Genomic DNA, 14,474 nt, shown 5'->3' with positions numbered 1-14,474 from the left:
GCGGCGAGTCCTACCGGGTCAAAAATGCGTTGATGAAATGAGCAGACAGCTGAAATGGCCTAAAGACGTGCCGCAGTGGCCTGATTCTTAGCGCCGAAATGGCCTACTTTAACTTGACGAAACACAATCACTCCGAGGAGCGTGAGACGGTCACCGATCAGCCCGACGAGGAGGCCTGCGCTAAGGGCCCCGACCGCTGCCAGTGTTCGATTGCCCGAGCGCCTGGTGGCGTTGGCCCGTCCGAGTAGTTCATCTGGGGTGAGTGTCTGCCACAGGACCTGCTCAGGGGAGTTCTCGGTGCCCATGGCAAGCCCTTGGAGGGAGAGAGCAACAAACAGTAGGACTCCACCGACGACGGTTGGAGGGGCAATGGCTGCGAGGAGCCAGACGATCGGGTAGGCCATGCGCGCGATGACGATCACGCGTCCCGATCCGAGCCAAGTACCTAGCCGCGGTGCGAGGGACGCGCCGATTAGGCTGGTGATGCCGAAGGCCGTCAGGAGCAGTCCGAACGTGAAGGCAGAAAATCCCAAGGATCTCAGAGCGAGGAGGGAGAGCACCGTCATCGCTGCACCATTGGCGATAAACCAGATGTGCGTCGACACCGCCAAGGGTCCAAGCGTGCGATGGCGATAGGTCCACTTCAAGCCTTCACGTATCTCGAAGCCGATGTTCCCAGTGCGGGCCGGCCGAGGTTCGTCGACATGGATGCTTGCATTCAGCGCTGCGTCGACGAGGTAGCTGATCGAGTCGACGACGATCGCCACAGGTGCGCCAAGCAGGCCGACAAGTGCGCCACCGACCGCCGGCCCGAGGGTTTGAGCAGCTGCGTCCGTTTGATCGAGACGTGCATTGGCCGACAACAGCCGCGCACGGGGCACTAGGCGAGGAAGCAGCGACTGGGTCGCGGCGAAGCCGAAGACCGAGAACGCACCGAACAACAACAGGGCGATGACCAGCATCCATATCTGCAGGACGCCGAACAGCCACAGGACCGGAACTGCGCCCAAGGAAAGAGCACGCCCGATACTTGCCCATACGAGGATGGGCTTTCTGCGCCACCGATCGGTGTACACGCCGGCGACGAGCCCAAGCAGCGCATAAGGCACGAACTGTGCCGCGTTCACAACACCAACCTCGAACGGCTTTGCGGCAAGCAGCTGTACGACCAACACGGGCATCGCAACCGCTGTCACTGCCGAGCCGAAAGAACTGATCGAAGCACCCGCCCAATAGCGGATAAACGAAGAGCGACGCGCCGCACCAAGCGCATCGCCCATCAATCCACTCCCTTACGCCCTTTTGCTCGACAGTAGCCGAGTACTCCCTATCCACCCAAATATCGACAGTCCGGTAACGGATCCGCTTTCGGAATGGCGAGGCGTCCCGGTGGACGTTGCTCTTACGGGCGGGTAGGGCGGATACCGTCAGTTGATCGAAGGAGAAGCAAGACCTGATCCGCTAAGCCAGGCGTGAACCGTGTCGTGATGTGCATGCCACGCCGCCCAGACGTCTGCCGCCCAAGCGTAGGCAGCAGTCTTAGCTGTCGATGGGTCTCCATTCGTCGGGACGCTCAACACCGTCAAGTCCGCTTTCCGGACTGGTGGATCCAGTTGAGAAAACACCGGGCGTTGGACCATCCGACGGTGTAACTTCGTGCCTAACCCGGGATCGGTGTCGTGTTCAAGGAACAAGCACAGTGTCATCAGATGGATCCCGACCGACTGGATTGCTCGCGGATCGTTGTCGCCCGGGTGTTGGATAGCATAGGTATCCACGATGAGCTGGTGAAACGCCATGCGCAGCGGGTCCGAGTATTGGGCGGCAGCAGGTCGCCATACCGCTCCCAACAAGCAGCCGAGCATGTCATGTACTGATGGGCCGGCCCATCTACCCCGGGTAGACGGGTGCCACAGCCCGGGCAATCCTCGAATTCAGCCATCCATCTAGGCTACCGATGCTCGCTCAAGCGCGTGAGCTCTGACCCGGGCGCCTCCGCCCCGCCCGGGACCGGCCCAACTACGATTAGCTGATCTCTCGCGCATCCATAGAGCACCTTGATCACCTGCAAGCAACTCATTTTAGAGGCCGGTAAACCTTTACATCTCGGGCGGTGTCACGTAGAGGGTTCCGCTTACGGACGGACTTGACTAGATCCAATCGACAAGCCGCAGGCCAGTGGCTACCTGACTCCACGCGCCCTTAGCCTACAATTTTTCCGTTTTCTGCGGCGCCCCCTACCCGGGCTTAGACTGCCGACCGCGAAGCGGACGCCCCGTTCCCAGACACGAACCTGCAAGCGCCAGGACCTCCATATTGGGTGCTGCTGCCGGGATTTCGGGATGAATGGCTGGACTCGAACACTGACGGGGACCAGTTGGTGGCCACTTCCGTCGGGGCTGCCCCCGGGTGGTAGGTGGCACCTGCAGTTACACCAGAGCGGACCACTCAGGGATAACGGGCCCGAACTGGTGCACCTGGTGGGGTCATGATGCTTTGGCGATGGGGAGTTCGTCCCAGTGGGTGGTGTAGCGCGGTGAGAGCATGTCTCGTTTCATGGTCCAGTTCGGGCCTCCCTTCACGCCGGCCGTGCCGAGGCCGATGCTTCCCCTCCCATACTTCTTCGATACTGCTTCAATGAGAGGGCCGATGTGCCGTTCTTCATGCGGGTTTTCAAACAGCTCCAGCGGGGACTGGTTGCCGGTGCGCCGCAGGTCGGTCAGGATGATCCTGGCCCGCACATACTTCACCCCCTCAGTAATCATTGGCAGAAGGGCGTACGCTGCCTTCGCGAGTAGGAGCGGATCGACCGTCCGCATGGGCAGGGGCACACATACCGAAGGATAGAACGTATCCGCCGGGTTGTAGTGCGACGTCGCGGCGAACGCGGTCAGCATTTTGGCTTGCAGACTGTGGTTGGCCAGGCGGGCACTGGCCTGCTGCGCATAAACCCCCATGACCGGGGTTTGAGGACTAATGCTCGGGAAAGTCACGTTAGTGATTGGTCTTCCTTGATTTGGCGGCAATTTTGTTCCTGAGTTGAGGAGGTCGGTTCCGTTGCGTCCACGGTTTTCAGTCTCTGTTTCCCAACGCGGCTTATCGCCGTGGATTTCGCTGTGCCCCGCTCATTGGGGAAGGGTTTCGGCAATCCCTTGTTTCACGACAGGAGGCCTAGCGTGACTTACGTGAGCATTAGTCCTCAACCCCGAAGACCAACTCAAGCTCGACCAAATTCGCCCGGCAAAAGCCGCCTTGCCAACCGTCCACGATCCGCGGAGAACCCCCTCCGGGCACCCTTAACTGATGTGTTCATGTGGTCCATCCTCTAGACTAGATACAAATTAACCGTATCTAGAGAGGGCCTCTGTCATGGTGATCTTCGCGCTCTGCCTCACTGCGCTGGTCTTGACCGCGGTCCTCCTCGGCATCCAACTCTTCGGCCAAGTCGCCTTCAACCCGGCGCTTCGGGCAGTCGACGCCACCATCTACATCCAGATAAAGCAGTCCTTCGACATAACTGCACCAAGAATCGCCAAGCCAGTGATGCTGTTGTGTCTTGCAGCCGCCTTGGCCACCCTCGTCACCGCCGTTGTGAGCAGTTCGATGATGGTCACCGGCGCCAGCGCACTGTCCCTCACCGCTCTCGTCATAGCCCTTCTTGCCGTTGTGCGGGGAGACCTGCCTATCAACCAAACCATGGCCAACTGGTCAGCTGAAGAACCACCAGAAAACTGGCGCGCTGTACGTACCAGCTGGGAGCGATTCTTTGCGCTACGAACCGGAGCCAGCTGCCTGGCCCTACTCGCGACTGTGGTTGCGGTTCTCGCCAGCGCCACCGAGCTGAGCTGATCCCCCCGGCCGCTCCCAACCGTGACTGCCAACATAGGCTGCCTACCTTTTCGGGATCTAAGAATGATTCGTGCGGAAATTCACGCTAAGCGGGATCAGGCGCTGACTGTACCAGTTGGCGCCCCATCACCGGACTTTTTCTCGGGCCGGTCCTTCGGGAATCCGGACACCGCGGAAACACGCCGGTTTCGAAAATTTCAGAAGTCCTCTGAACACGCTCCGGTGGCGGACCGGCTTACGGGCGGTGCTCCGAAGCGTCCGTGAGGCCTGCGCATTGGATAAGTGGGTTTCGTATGCGCGAGGGTCGTCGGGAATCAAGTCGGCAAAGTTGCGCTCGTCGGGCAACGGAAACACAGCTGCCGTTCTCCTTAGCGTGTACCGCCGGGGGTTGCAGGGCGGTTGACATGATGGAGCAAGTATCCGTAAGTCAGCTCGCGCCGATCCGGATCAGCGTTCAGCCAGGTCTGTGCGGTGCCATCCGGGAACTCCATAGAAACGACAGCACGAAGGTCTCGTGGTGTGTTGAACTCTCAAGTGCTCATCACGGCGGCGGTGTGTGCTCCTTGGGCTGACCACCAGTCCGGTACATAGTCTTCATAGCCCTGGGGCTCGGCAGCGGAACTAACCGCGAGGAGGTCGGCGAAATCACCGTTGACTTGATCGTTGTCAATGACAACCAACGTGCCGCCCGGACGCAGGACCCTCATGAGCTCTGAAAGCCCAGCAGAGCAGTCATTTCCAGGTGTTGGAAAGAAATACGTGAATCGAGCCTGGACCACGTCAACTGACGCATCGCCCAGTGGGATATGTTCTGCAGAACCGTGAAGAACCCGAGCTTCCGGCGTACGTGAACGTGCCCGCTGCAAGAGATCGACGTCGGGTTCGACCCCGATCACTTCCCGGGCGTGAGCCGCATACCGGGGAAGCCAGAATCCCGTTCCACACCCAAGGTCCAGCAGGGGCTTCCAGTCCCACCGGCTTTAGCCACGCCATCCAACCAAGTCCAGACGTCATATCTGGTCGGCGAGCAGGCCGACATGCTGCACCGGGGATCTAACACGGAATGGCTTCGATCAGCGAGTCTGGATTTTAATAGCTATGTCGAGAAACGAGTGGGCGTACGAGAACGCTGGGGCGTTCCCTTCGAGCTGTTCTGGTTCACTTCCCACGAGTACTACATCGGTTCTCTCGTCATTCGTCACAGCCTGACCGACGATGAAGGGGGTGGCCACATCGGATACCACGTCGTCTACCCGTGGCAACGCCAAGGACACGCAAGTCAGATGCTCCGGTCCGAACTGGTGAAGTGCAGAGCGCTTGCCATCGACCGAGCTCTCCTCTCCGTCGCGCCGGACAACCTTGCATCACTCAGCGTGGTGCGACGACACGGCGTGGTCCCCGATGGGACTAACCACGAAGGCGATATCCGTTTCTGGATAGATACATCAGCAGCCGATTGATCGTGGCGCCCGATGGATACTGTTTGAAGGCTGTTGCCAAGTTGAATCTGGTGGCACCGCATCGCTGAAGGTTCCCCTGCGGGCAGCCTTTAGTCTCTAAATGGAGGGTTTTCAAAGGTCTTCGGTCATGTGTTTTGGTGACTGCGGAAGGTGGTCAAGCCCTAGCCGCGGATTGCGGCCGCCACCGCCGTTGGCAGTGCACGCAGCTGTTCGGCCGTAAAGTCTCGGGCCGGGATGTTCGGCCGCTTCCGAAAGTCGGATTGCCGTACGAGGTCGACGGGGATCGGGATTCCGGGGATCGTCTCCACCCTTTGCGCGAGTGCCTCCCGTACTTCGGGCTGCCGTCGATAGTCGGGGAATCTCACTTCAACCTTCGCCGAAGCCTCCTTCGAGGAAGCGGATGTGTACAGGGCCACCGGCCATCTCACTCCGTGCGGCGAGGTGATCGAGCAGTTTAGGGAGGGGGTTTGTGCTCTGCCGCCGGCAATCTGGAACCCGGCGGACCGTAAGGCGTCCAAAAACTCGAGGATCAGCGGCGTCGCAGTCGGGTCATTTGCTTCGCACCAAGCCAAGAAGTCCTCTTCTCCCCAGGTCGGCACGCCCGCGACTGTCGCTGCGGATTTCGCCTCGACGAGATCGGTACCGTAAGCGGTGGGGATGAGGATCTCGACGTCCCCGTCCTGAGCATGCGTGAATTCGACGACGATTACGCCGGTTGTGGCGACGGTTACGGCGTTGAGGTACTCGACGATCCGCTTGACGTCGTCGTTCAGATCATCAACGGCCAGGACAAGATTGAACCGGCCGGATGCGAGGTTCTCCTTTACCGCAGTCCTAATTCGGCCATCTTGGTCGTCCAGCTCCTCAAACGGGGAGATCCGGCCGCCGTCGGTACGCCGCCATACGCGCTCGAACTCGTCCACGTCCATGCGCCACATCCTGGATGCGTAGTCGCGGACTTGCCCAATCACCTCGCGGTGCACCTGCGGATTCGCAGCCAGCTTGCACTCTACGAGGGTCAGCTTCCCCTGTGTGTCCACGATGACGACGTCCGCTCAACCGGCACCGGACCGGAATTCTCGGCACGCCACAGCCTGTTCGGAGACGCCAGACACCAGATTTGGGTGGTCGTGCAAGATCTGCTGTAGGGCGTTTTCATTCTCGTAGCCCGTGCCGGCAGGCTCACGCCAACCGCTCTCCGCGTCGCGGATCAGAATACTCATGTAGTGGCCTCAATTCCCTTGGGGGAAGAGTAGCAGGGATCGTCAGCGCCGTATGGTGGACTTAAATGAGCGGTTCATTCGGTCGCGGTCTTTCGGTGTCCGGTTGAGGTTCAGCATGCGGGACAGCCTCCGTTGATGCAGATAGGGTCGGATTATGTCCATCATCTTCGTTCCCATGACACCAGCCGACACCGAAGATCTCATCGGCTTGGCATGTCGTTGTCGTCAATATGCAAACGAGGCTCCGTGGTCGGTCTGACGCACCAGTCGCATCAGAGTACTCTCAATCTCAGATTAGATGGGAGTACTCTGATGCGACCAGGCTCGCGGAATGATAGGAGTTACGGTTTTTTCTTCGGCCTCTTCCCTCTCGTGATGTGTATCCATTTGGACGGAGAATCGTCCGGCGGGCGACGCTTTGCGACGTGCTTGACGTAGATAGCCCCAGCCAGTATCGCGACTATGGGTACCAGCCAGCCGAGCATCGAAAAAAATTCCCGAGACATCTTGGGTGTCCTTTCAACAGATGTTGGTAGCGACCCAAGTTTCGACGGCCGCAGCTACTCCGACAAGTCCCGCCAATACAAGGACGTTGCCCTGTGTAAAGGTAAATGAGGCGATAAGAATAGTTCCCTCAGGACCCATTATGGCTGCCGTAAACGCGAGGACTGCTGCCCCCAATCCAAGTATGGCTGCCGAAACCAGGTTGACGCAGGCACTCGCGAGTCCTGAAGGGTCAGTGCCATTGATGGGGTTGCAGCTGACGTAGGCGTACCGGTTTAGTTCCTGTCCGCTCGGATCCGCTTGAGTGAACCGTCCGATGGAGGGATTGTAGTAGCGAGAACCGAACTTGACCCGTTGAATGCTGGCGTCGTAGTAGCCACCGGCGTACTGCCAGGGGTTGTTGGCGGCTTGTGTGCCGGTACCGACGACATTGCCCCAGGAATCGTACGTATATTTCGCGGCTGATGCCTGGGCGGAATCAGTGAGCAGGATGATGGATCCAAGGGCGTCGGTGGTGTAGTAGAAGCTGCCGGCGCTGTTGCGCATGCTGATCGGGTTTCCCTGCGGGTCACGGATGAACGATGTTGTTGCCCCGCCGGCGGTTTGTTGAGTGATGCCCAAGGTGCCGTTGAGGAAGCTGGTTGACCCGGATGTCAAACGTTCGTCGTTTCGCAGGCCGGCGTAGCTGAAGTTGGTCGTTGTCGCCCCGTTGGTGTTGGAGGTGAATTGGTCGAACACGTTGTAGGACTGTGTGCTGGCTCCTGCGGCGGTGGTGTTGCCGTTGGCGTCGTAAGCGTAGACGGTTGCGCCTGCTGGTGGCGCCGTACAGGTTCCGACCGGCGTGCCTGACCAGCACAGTTCATCGGCGGCGTTGTACGCGGAGTAGACGTTGGCTGTCCCGGTCTTGGTGTCCCTGGTACGGTTGCCGTCCTTGTCGTACAGCCAGGTTTCGGTTGACCCTCCGGTGACGGTTTTGGTGAGCCGGTTGAGTTGGTCGTACGTGTAGGTGCTGACGGCACCGGTTTCAGTGGTCACACTCTGGCGGAGGGATCCGTCACTGCCGGTGGTACCGACAGTGTAGGTGTAGGCACGTTTGGTCAGCACAGTTCCGGTCTTGGTAGTTGCCGTGATGGTGCTAATCCGACCGGCGAGATCGTAGACCGTGGTGTTTTTCACACCTGTGGGGTACGAGGTCGTTGTGCGGTGGTTGTTCTTGTCGTAGCCGAATCCGGTGCACTTCGTGGAGTTCGGAAACGATGGTGTGGCCGGGCAGCTGCCGCCGGGCTCGGCCAAGGTAACAAGCCGGTTCGCGGCGTCGTACCCGTAAGTCACCGTTCCGAGCGGATCGGTGTAGGTCAGCAGATTCGAAGCGCCGTCATAAGTGGCGGTGGTAGTGGTCCCGGAAACGGTTTTCGCGGTCGCCCGGTTCTCACCATCGAAGGTATAGGTCGTGGTTCCGGAGGCATCAACGCGTTGGGTGAGGTTACCGCGGTCGTCGTAACTATAGGTCACGCAGCTGACCGGGAGGCAGGTGCTGCCGTGCCGAACCTGGGTGAGCCGGTCATTGGCATCGTAGCTGTAGGTCGTGACCTGGTTTTTACCGTCTTTACTGGTCGCGACCCGCCCGGCGGCGTCGAAGGTATTGGTTACCACGCCCAGGGGTGCCGGGGCAGTGACCGTGGTCGGATTGCCGGCCGTGTCGTACCCGTAGGTGGTGACGTTGGTGTTGCCGTCGGTCGATTTGCACAGTGCCCCGGGTTTGGCCCCGCACGTCGTTCCGAGGCTGTCGCCCTGGTAGAACTTCTGCGGTGTTCCGCCCAGATTTCCCGGCGTCAGAGTTTTCGCCGCAGCGGTGGTGTTCGCGTCGTAAACGATGCTCGTGATATTATTCTCGCTGTTTGTCGCCGTCTGAGGACGGTAGTTGGACAGTGGGTCGCCGGTAGCCGACGGATATGTGAACGACACGGAGCCGCCAGTGCCACCGGCAGCCCCTGCCGGGGAAGTGATCCCGGTGACGGAGTTGTTCGCGTTGTACGTCGCCGTTGTCAGGTTGCCGAGCCCGTTGGTGCGGGAAGTGACGTTATCGTGGACGTCAAAGGCTCCCTCGGTGGTGTTTCCGAGCGGGTCCGTGACTTTGGTGATCTGGCCGTTGGTGTTTTTCTCGTAGGTGGTTGTGGCGCCCAACGCGTTGGTCAGGGCGGGTGTTGTGCTGAATGGATTCGAGGCGTAGTCGGTCGTCCAGGTATGTTCGTTGGCGAACCGGGCCGTGACCAGTTGCCCGGCCGCTTGGGCCGTGGTTCCGTCGAAATTTGCGACCCGGTTTTCGTTGTAGGCGAATTCGGCTGAACTGGCTCCGACGGACAGGTTCCACAGCTTGGACCCTGACCATGACGATGGCGGATCGCCAGGGCCGGGGGTAATGGTTAGGAGCGCCGGGCTGTTGCACGGGTTCCCTCCGCAATCCGTGGGGGGAAGTGTGTAGCCGAAGAGCACTGGTGTCCCCGCGGCGTCGGTCAGGGCGGACATTGCCCCGTCGCGTCCGGCGTAGGCGATGGTGATGGAACGGTTGACAGAGGTGTCTGTAATGGTCGAGGGCTGCGTCAAATTCCGAGCATCGTTGTAGGCGAAATTGATAACCCGACCCTGGGTGTCAGTGATTTTTGTCAGCAGACTGTTGGAATATGTGTAGGTGATGGTGTTTGGAGTGGGGACGACAGCGTCGATGGATTTGCGCAGCGTGAACGACCCGGCATCACTTTGGTAAATATTCGTGACCCCGGTGTCATTGAACCGTATCCGGTATTCGGTGGATGTGGGCTTCGTCAGGGAAGCGTTCAGGGACCCTGGCATGGTCCAGCCGCCACCGGTTTTCGGCGCGAACCGGTACCACCCTCCATCAGGGGCACTGGGTCTTGGGCTGGGGTTGGTGTTGGTGTTGGGGGTTAGTCTTTCTTTTCGGCTCCTCCGGCGGCTTTGCTGACGTCGATGGTGGCGGGTTTGTGGTTGGTGGCGCTTAGTTCTATGTGGAAGTCGAGTTTGTTGGTGGATTTGAAGTAGATGCCGTTGGTGTTCAGGCCGAAGTGTCCGGTTCCGGTGCCGTTGTCAAAGTTCAGCGTCGCCGTGGCGCCTTTGGCCAGGGTGTATCCGGTGAGGTCTTTGAAGTAGCTTTCCGTGGCTCCGGTGACGGTGTCTGTAACGGTGTAGAACATTTGGAAGCCGGTCATGTCCGTGCTGCCGGTGTTTTTGATCTGGAGTTCGATGTGGTCGCTGACGGGGGTGCTGGTGCCGGGGGCGACGTTGTTTTCCACGATTGCGCTGATGATGTCCAGTCCCGGGGCGGTGGAGGTGTTGGTGATTTTGTTGGGATATTTCCCTGGCGCGATGTCCTGCGGATTATTGCTGGCCGTGCTCGCGCCGGCCTGAGCGGAGGCAGAAGTATTCGGCGGCGGTGTGGCCGCCGCGGAGCATCCCGTGATGGCCAGAACGGTGAGCAGGGCGGCAGTGGCGGCTGTTTTTTTGAACATGGTGTCAGTTCCTCCAGATAGGTGTTTTTTTGATCAGTGTGTAGTAAGTAGTCGCGATAGCGGCGGTGAAGACGGCGGCGAGGACTGTGATGTTGTCCCACCGTTCGGCCAGGATCGCGGCCAGGGGCCGGCCGTTGTAGATGTCTTTGATGCCCAGGACGGCGAAGTCGAACCGTTCGAGGTGTTTGGTGGGGCTGGCCACTTCGGTCGCGTTGCGGATCCATTCGTAGAACTGCAGCTGGCCGGTGACGGCATGTTCGGCGTCTTTGGAAAGATGCAGGCTGTTGAACAGCCCCCCGGGGACTTGGTTGTCCACGTCCATGGTGTCCCCGATCTGCGGCAGGACCAGGACGAAGAGGACCCACAGGACCAGGGCAAGGATCAAGGCGGTGGGCAGGTTCCGGACGATACCGGCCAGCGTCAGGCTGATCAGGAAGAAGATCATCAGATACACCAGCGCGGCCACGGCGGCTACGCAGAGCTTGACGATTTCGGCCCCGGAGAGCGGGACGGAACCGATCAGGGTCACGGCGGCGCCGGCAAAGACCGCGAACACTGCGACCAGGGCTGACAAAAGAATGGCTCCGCCAAGGATTTTTCCGCTGACGAACCGTGCCCGGCTGATCGGGCGGGTCAGCACCAGTGGCAGGGCGCGGCTGCGCCGTTCCCTGGCGACACTGAGGTAGCCCAGGACGATGGCCAGCACGGCGCCGATGATTTCGATGTATTCGATGCTGGCGCGCAGCATTTGCAAGGGAGAGTATTGCGGAATGGTGAGGATGTCGGTGGGTTGGCCGGCGGCCTTGAGCTGGTCTACGGCCTGCTGGTAGAGGGCTACCTCGTCATGAAATTTGAAAGAGGCGGTCAGGACGGAGACGACGACGAGCACGGCCAGGGCAGAGCCGAGGATGAGGAACGTTTTCTCCCGGAAAGCGTCACGGATTTCCTTGCCCGCAATGGTCAACAACGGTGTTTTCATACCAGGGCGTCCTCACTGGGTGAGTACCGCAGCCCGGCCCGTACCACCAAAACCGCGGTGATGACCAGGACGGCGAGCAGGATCAACACCGGAACCGCGTTCACCGCCCACAGCCCGCCCGGGGAGGTCACGGGACCGAAGTCCAGCAGGCCACTGGAGAGGCGTTTATAGGTATCGGCAATGGATACCGGGCCCAGGAAGGTGTTGAGCTGGCCGATGATTCCGGTGCTGACGGCGCCGGCGGCATTGACACTGACCGGGTTCAACGTGCCGGTTGGTTCGATGGCGGTGGTGAGCTGGGGCAGGACGAAGCCGGTGATAACCCACAGGGATACCGGGCCCATCAACGCCATGGCCTGGGACTTCGCACGCAGGCCGCCGATCAGCCCGACCAGGGCGAACACGGACAGGTAAAGCCAGGAGAAGCCAAAGAATACGGCCAGCCGCACCGTGGCGCCGAGGTCCAGGTGCAGCGGAGGGAAAACCAGGGACAGCACGAGTGCGAGGACAAAAGAGGTAGCCAAGCAGCCGGCCAGAGCTACCTCCACGGCGGCTATTTTTCCGCCCGTGTAGGCGCCGCGACGCAGGGGGCGGGAGAGGATGAGGGTGGCAGTGCGGCTTTGCCGGTCCCGCAGCCCGGCGCTCACGCCCAGGACGATGGCGAGCAGGGAACCGAGGAGGAAAAAGTAGATGGGCAGGTTCCGCTGCAGGGACAGCGCGGGGATGTGCTCGAACGGGTTCGGCGGTGCACTGCCGGGGTTGGTGAGCTGGTCCAAGCTCAGCCGGTAGGCGGTAGCGACGGCGTTACTGCCGGCGTAGCCGATCAAACAGGACAAGGCGGTCATGGCCAGGAACAATCCCAGGACCAGGACAATGGTTTTCTCCCGCAGCACCAGCCGCAGTTCGTGGGCCAGGACGGGAAGTGCCGTGTTCATCCCATCCCGCCGTTGCTGCCGCCGACGGCGTAGTAGATTTCCTCCAACGAATTTTCGGTGGGAAACCGCTGCAGGGTTTCCTGCAGCGAATCATGGTAGACAAGCCGGCCGGCACTGAGCACGCCGATGGACGTACACGTCAGGGATACTTCGGAAAGCAGGTGCGTGTTCATGAAGATCGTCATGCCCCGTTCCCGGTTCAGCTTCAGGACCAGTTCACGGACCTGCTTCACCCCCGAGGGGTCAAGCCCGGACGTCGGCTCATCCAAAAACAGGATCTTCGGTTCATGCAAGATGGCCTGGGCCAGCCCGACACGCTGGCGCATGCCCTTGGAAAAGCTGCCGACCCGCTCGTCAAGGTGGGCGGTGAAGTCCAGGTAGTCCAGGGTTTGGAGGATCCGTGGTTTAGGATCCCGCAGCCCGGAAAGCCGGGCGAGATAATGCAGGTTCTCCAGTGTGGTGAGATTGTCGTAGAAATTCACGTTCTCCGGCAGGTACCCCAGCATGGATCGCGCCCGGCCACTGTCGGCGAAGGCATCCTCGCCGAACAATGAGACGGTGCCGGAAACCGGTTTGACCAAGGTGGTGAGGATGTTCATGGTTGTGGTTTTCCCAGCCCCGTTGTGACCGAGGAAACCAAAGATTTCACCGGCCGCCACGCTCAGATCCAGGTCGTGCAGCACCTCTTTGCCGTTATAGCCGTGGCTGAGCCGTTCAATGCCGATCGCTGGAATCGTGGTTTCATTCATGGCCCCACGCTAACCAGCGGCAGCTGAGGCACCGCTGAGAGGTGCTCTCTTCGTCCCGCCGACGTTGTGCTGGACGGGTACCGGCGTGCGGACGTATCGTTAAACTCCCCCGGCCCGCCAGAACGTAGTGTTGGCCAGGTTCTGAACGAATCTCGGTGAGGAGCAGTTATGCGTCAACCTCCACGGTTGGTCCCGGTCATTGTTCTGGCCTGCACCCTCGGGTTGGGTCTCTCCGGTTGCACCGGCAGCTCCGGTGCCTCACCGAGCTCAACGGCAGCCCCTCCCGGATCCCCGGCGGCACCGGGTTCTCCATCGTCGGTAGCCGCACAGGGCCTTCCTGCGGTCCCGGGTATCGTGAAGGAAGTGGAGCCTTCGGTGGTGACGATCCGCACTGCCATCGGGTTGGGCAGCGGAGTCGTATACCGGGCCGATGGCACCATTGTGACGGACGCCCATGTCGTGGAAGATCAACAAAAACAGCCCTATAAGAGTGTCCAGGTCCAGTTCGCGGACGGTTCTGAGGTGGCCGCAGACGTCGTTGGTGTCGACGACGTCAGCGACGTCGCTGTCATCAAGGCGCAGCGGTCGAATCTGCCGGCCGCCACGTTCTCCTCCTCCGTCCCCGTGGTCGGAGAACTGACAGTGGTTCTGGGGAGCCCGTTGGGTCTGGCCGAAACCGTGACCGCGGGAATCGTCTCCGCACTACACCGGAACATGCCTGCGTCGAAGGAATCTCCAAAGGGCATCACCGATCTGATCCAGACCGATGCCCCTATCTCACCGGGAAACTCCGGCGGCGCTGTCGTGAACGGCAACGGCGAAGTCATCGGGCTCTCCGAGGCATACCTGCCCCCAAGTTCGGGTGCAGTGGCGATCGGCTTCGTCACCCCTGCCACCACGGTCACTGATGTTGCTGACGAACTGCTCAAAAATGGGAAGGCTAAGCACCCCAGCCTTGGGGTCGTCCCCACGGACATCACGGCACAGGTGGCCCAACGCTTCAACCTTCCCACTACCGACGGGGCTCTCATTCTCCAGGTGGCCACCGGCGGTCCGGCGGAAAAAGCCGGTATCAACCCCGGGGACATCATCACCACCTTCGCCGGAAAGCAAATAAAGACAACACTGGACCTGATTGCCGCCATCCGCGGCCAGGAACCCGGAGCAACGGTTGATATCACCGTCCGGCGCGGACCGGACACGAAGACCTTCCAGGTGACGTTGGGCAACAACGGCTGAATTCTCCGCTGT

The 14,474-nt window shown here is 60.5% G+C and carries 12 protein-coding genes and 2 pseudogenes; 3 read left to right on the top strand and 11 right to left on the bottom strand.

All coding sequences use genetic code 11. The features are described from left to right. Positions 1–59: 59 nt before the first annotated feature. From IV500_RS20755 to IV500_RS20745, 3 genes and pseudogenes are all read right to left on the bottom strand, one after another. Positions 60–1,280: an MFS transporter gene (locus tag IV500_RS20755; protein ID WP_196398721.1), complete on the bottom strand. Its 1,221-nt coding sequence runs from the start codon at positions 1,278–1,280 to the stop codon at positions 60–62. A 147-nt stretch (positions 1,281–1,427) separates the two neighbouring features. Continuing rightward, positions 1,428–1,865: a DUF5946 family protein gene (locus tag IV500_RS22395; protein WP_376770240.1), complete on the bottom strand. Its 438-nt coding sequence runs from the start codon at positions 1,863–1,865 to the stop codon at positions 1,428–1,430. A 621-nt stretch (positions 1,866–2,486) separates the two neighbouring features. Then, positions 2,487–2,960 (bottom strand): annotated as a pseudogene (locus tag IV500_RS20745) (DUF4113 domain-containing protein); the annotation flags it as partial. 409 nt (positions 2,961–3,369) lie between these two features. On the opposite strand from IV500_RS20745, the gene IV500_RS20740 reads away from it, so the two are divergent. Beyond that, positions 3,370–3,849, top strand: a complete 480-nt coding sequence (locus IV500_RS20740; protein WP_196398719.1) for a DUF1772 domain-containing protein — start codon at positions 3,370–3,372, stop codon at positions 3,847–3,849. 530 nt (positions 3,850–4,379) lie between these two features. On the opposite strand, the gene IV500_RS21770 is transcribed toward IV500_RS20740, so the two are convergent. Both IV500_RS21770 and IV500_RS22390 read right to left on the bottom strand, forming a co-directional pair. Then, positions 4,380–4,556: a hypothetical protein gene (locus IV500_RS21770; protein WP_230855291.1), complete on the bottom strand. Its 177-nt coding sequence runs from the start codon at positions 4,554–4,556 to the stop codon at positions 4,380–4,382. A gap of 6 nt (positions 4,557–4,562) precedes the next feature. After that, positions 4,563–4,805, bottom strand: a pseudogene (locus IV500_RS22390) (class I SAM-dependent methyltransferase); the annotation flags it as partial. Here IV500_RS22390 and IV500_RS20730 point away from each other — a divergent pair. After that, positions 4,755–5,309 (top strand): GNAT family N-acetyltransferase, encoded by a 555-nt coding sequence (locus IV500_RS20730; protein WP_196398718.1) that lies wholly within the window; start codon positions 4,755–4,757, stop codon positions 5,307–5,309. The pseudogene IV500_RS22390 and the gene IV500_RS20730 overlap by 51 nt on opposite strands. A gap of 161 nt (positions 5,310–5,470) precedes the next feature. On the opposite strand, the gene IV500_RS20725 is transcribed toward IV500_RS20730, so the two are convergent. The 6 genes from IV500_RS20725 to IV500_RS20700 form a co-directional block, all read right to left on the bottom strand. Continuing rightward, the gene (locus tag IV500_RS20725) at positions 5,471–6,349 is read right to left on the bottom strand and encodes a hypothetical protein (RefSeq protein WP_196398717.1); all 879 of its coding nucleotides are present in this window, start codon (positions 6,347–6,349) and stop codon (positions 5,471–5,473) included. A 702-nt stretch (positions 6,350–7,051) separates the two neighbouring features. Beyond that, entirely contained in the window at positions 7,052–9,886 is a 2,835-nt protein-coding gene (locus IV500_RS20720; RefSeq protein ID WP_196398716.1) for an RHS repeat-associated core domain-containing protein, read from the bottom strand. A gap of 92 nt (positions 9,887–9,978) precedes the next feature. Continuing rightward, the gene (locus IV500_RS20715) at positions 9,979–10,560 is read right to left on the bottom strand and encodes a hypothetical protein (RefSeq protein WP_196398715.1); all 582 of its coding nucleotides are present in this window, start codon (positions 10,558–10,560) and stop codon (positions 9,979–9,981) included. Positions 10,561–10,564: 4 nt separating this feature from the next. Next, a complete protein-coding gene (locus tag IV500_RS20710; RefSeq protein ID WP_196398714.1) occupies positions 10,565–11,539 on the bottom strand; it encodes an ABC transporter permease in 975 nt (324 codons plus the stop codon). Further along, entirely contained in the window at positions 11,536–12,474 is a 939-nt protein-coding gene (locus tag IV500_RS20705) for an ABC transporter permease (protein ID WP_196398713.1), read from the bottom strand. Before IV500_RS20705 ends, IV500_RS20710 begins: the two co-directional genes overlap by 4 nt. Further along, positions 12,471–13,223, bottom strand: coding sequence for an ABC transporter ATP-binding protein (locus IV500_RS20700; RefSeq protein WP_196398712.1), 753 nt, complete (start codon positions 13,221–13,223; stop codon positions 12,471–12,473). Before IV500_RS20700 ends, IV500_RS20705 begins: the two co-directional genes overlap by 4 nt. Positions 13,224–13,391: 168 nt before the next feature. On the opposite strand from IV500_RS20700, the gene IV500_RS20695 reads away from it, so the two are divergent. Next, a complete protein-coding gene (locus tag IV500_RS20695; protein WP_196398711.1) occupies positions 13,392–14,462 on the top strand; it encodes a S1C family serine protease in 1,071 nt (356 codons plus the stop codon). The last annotated feature ends 12 nt before the right edge of the window (positions 14,463–14,474 follow it).

The organism is Arthrobacter terrae, assembly GCF_015708085.1.
Lineage (GTDB): Bacteria > Actinomycetota > Actinomycetes > Actinomycetales > Micrococcaceae > Arthrobacter_M > Arthrobacter_M terrae.
Note: the sequence above shows the minus strand (reverse complement) of the source record. Positions and strands in the feature narration are given on the sequence as shown.

Excerpts from the sequence above, each read along its gene's own strand:
- IV500_RS20755 (WP_196398721.1), bottom strand. The coding sequence starts at position 1,280 with ATGGGCGATGCGCTTGGTGCGGCGCGTCGCTCTTCGTTTATCCGCTAT.
- IV500_RS22395 (WP_376770240.1), bottom strand. The coding sequence starts at position 1,865 with ATGCTCGGCTGCTTGTTGGGAGCGGTATGGCGACCTGCTGCCGCCCAA.
- IV500_RS20740 (WP_196398719.1), top strand. The coding sequence starts at position 3,370 with ATGGTGATCTTCGCGCTCTGCCTCACTGCGCTGGTCTTGACCGCGGTC.
- IV500_RS21770 (WP_230855291.1), bottom strand. The coding sequence starts at position 4,556 with ATGAGGGTCCTGCGTCCGGGCGGCACGTTGGTTGTCATTGACAACGAT.
- IV500_RS20720 (WP_196398716.1), bottom strand. The coding sequence starts at position 9,886 with ATGCCAGGGTCCCTGAACGCTTCCCTGACGAAGCCCACATCCACCGAA.
- IV500_RS20715 (WP_196398715.1), bottom strand. The coding sequence starts at position 10,560 with ATGTTCAAAAAAACAGCCGCCACTGCCGCCCTGCTCACCGTTCTGGCC.
- IV500_RS20710 (WP_196398714.1), bottom strand. The coding sequence starts at position 11,539 with ATGAAAACACCGTTGTTGACCATTGCGGGCAAGGAAATCCGTGACGCT.
- IV500_RS20705 (WP_196398713.1), bottom strand. The coding sequence starts at position 12,474 with ATGAACACGGCACTTCCCGTCCTGGCCCACGAACTGCGGCTGGTGCTG.
- IV500_RS20700 (WP_196398712.1), bottom strand. The coding sequence starts at position 13,223 with ATGAATGAAACCACGATTCCAGCGATCGGCATTGAACGGCTCAGCCAC.
- IV500_RS20695 (WP_196398711.1), top strand. The coding sequence starts at position 13,392 with ATGCGTCAACCTCCACGGTTGGTCCCGGTCATTGTTCTGGCCTGCACC.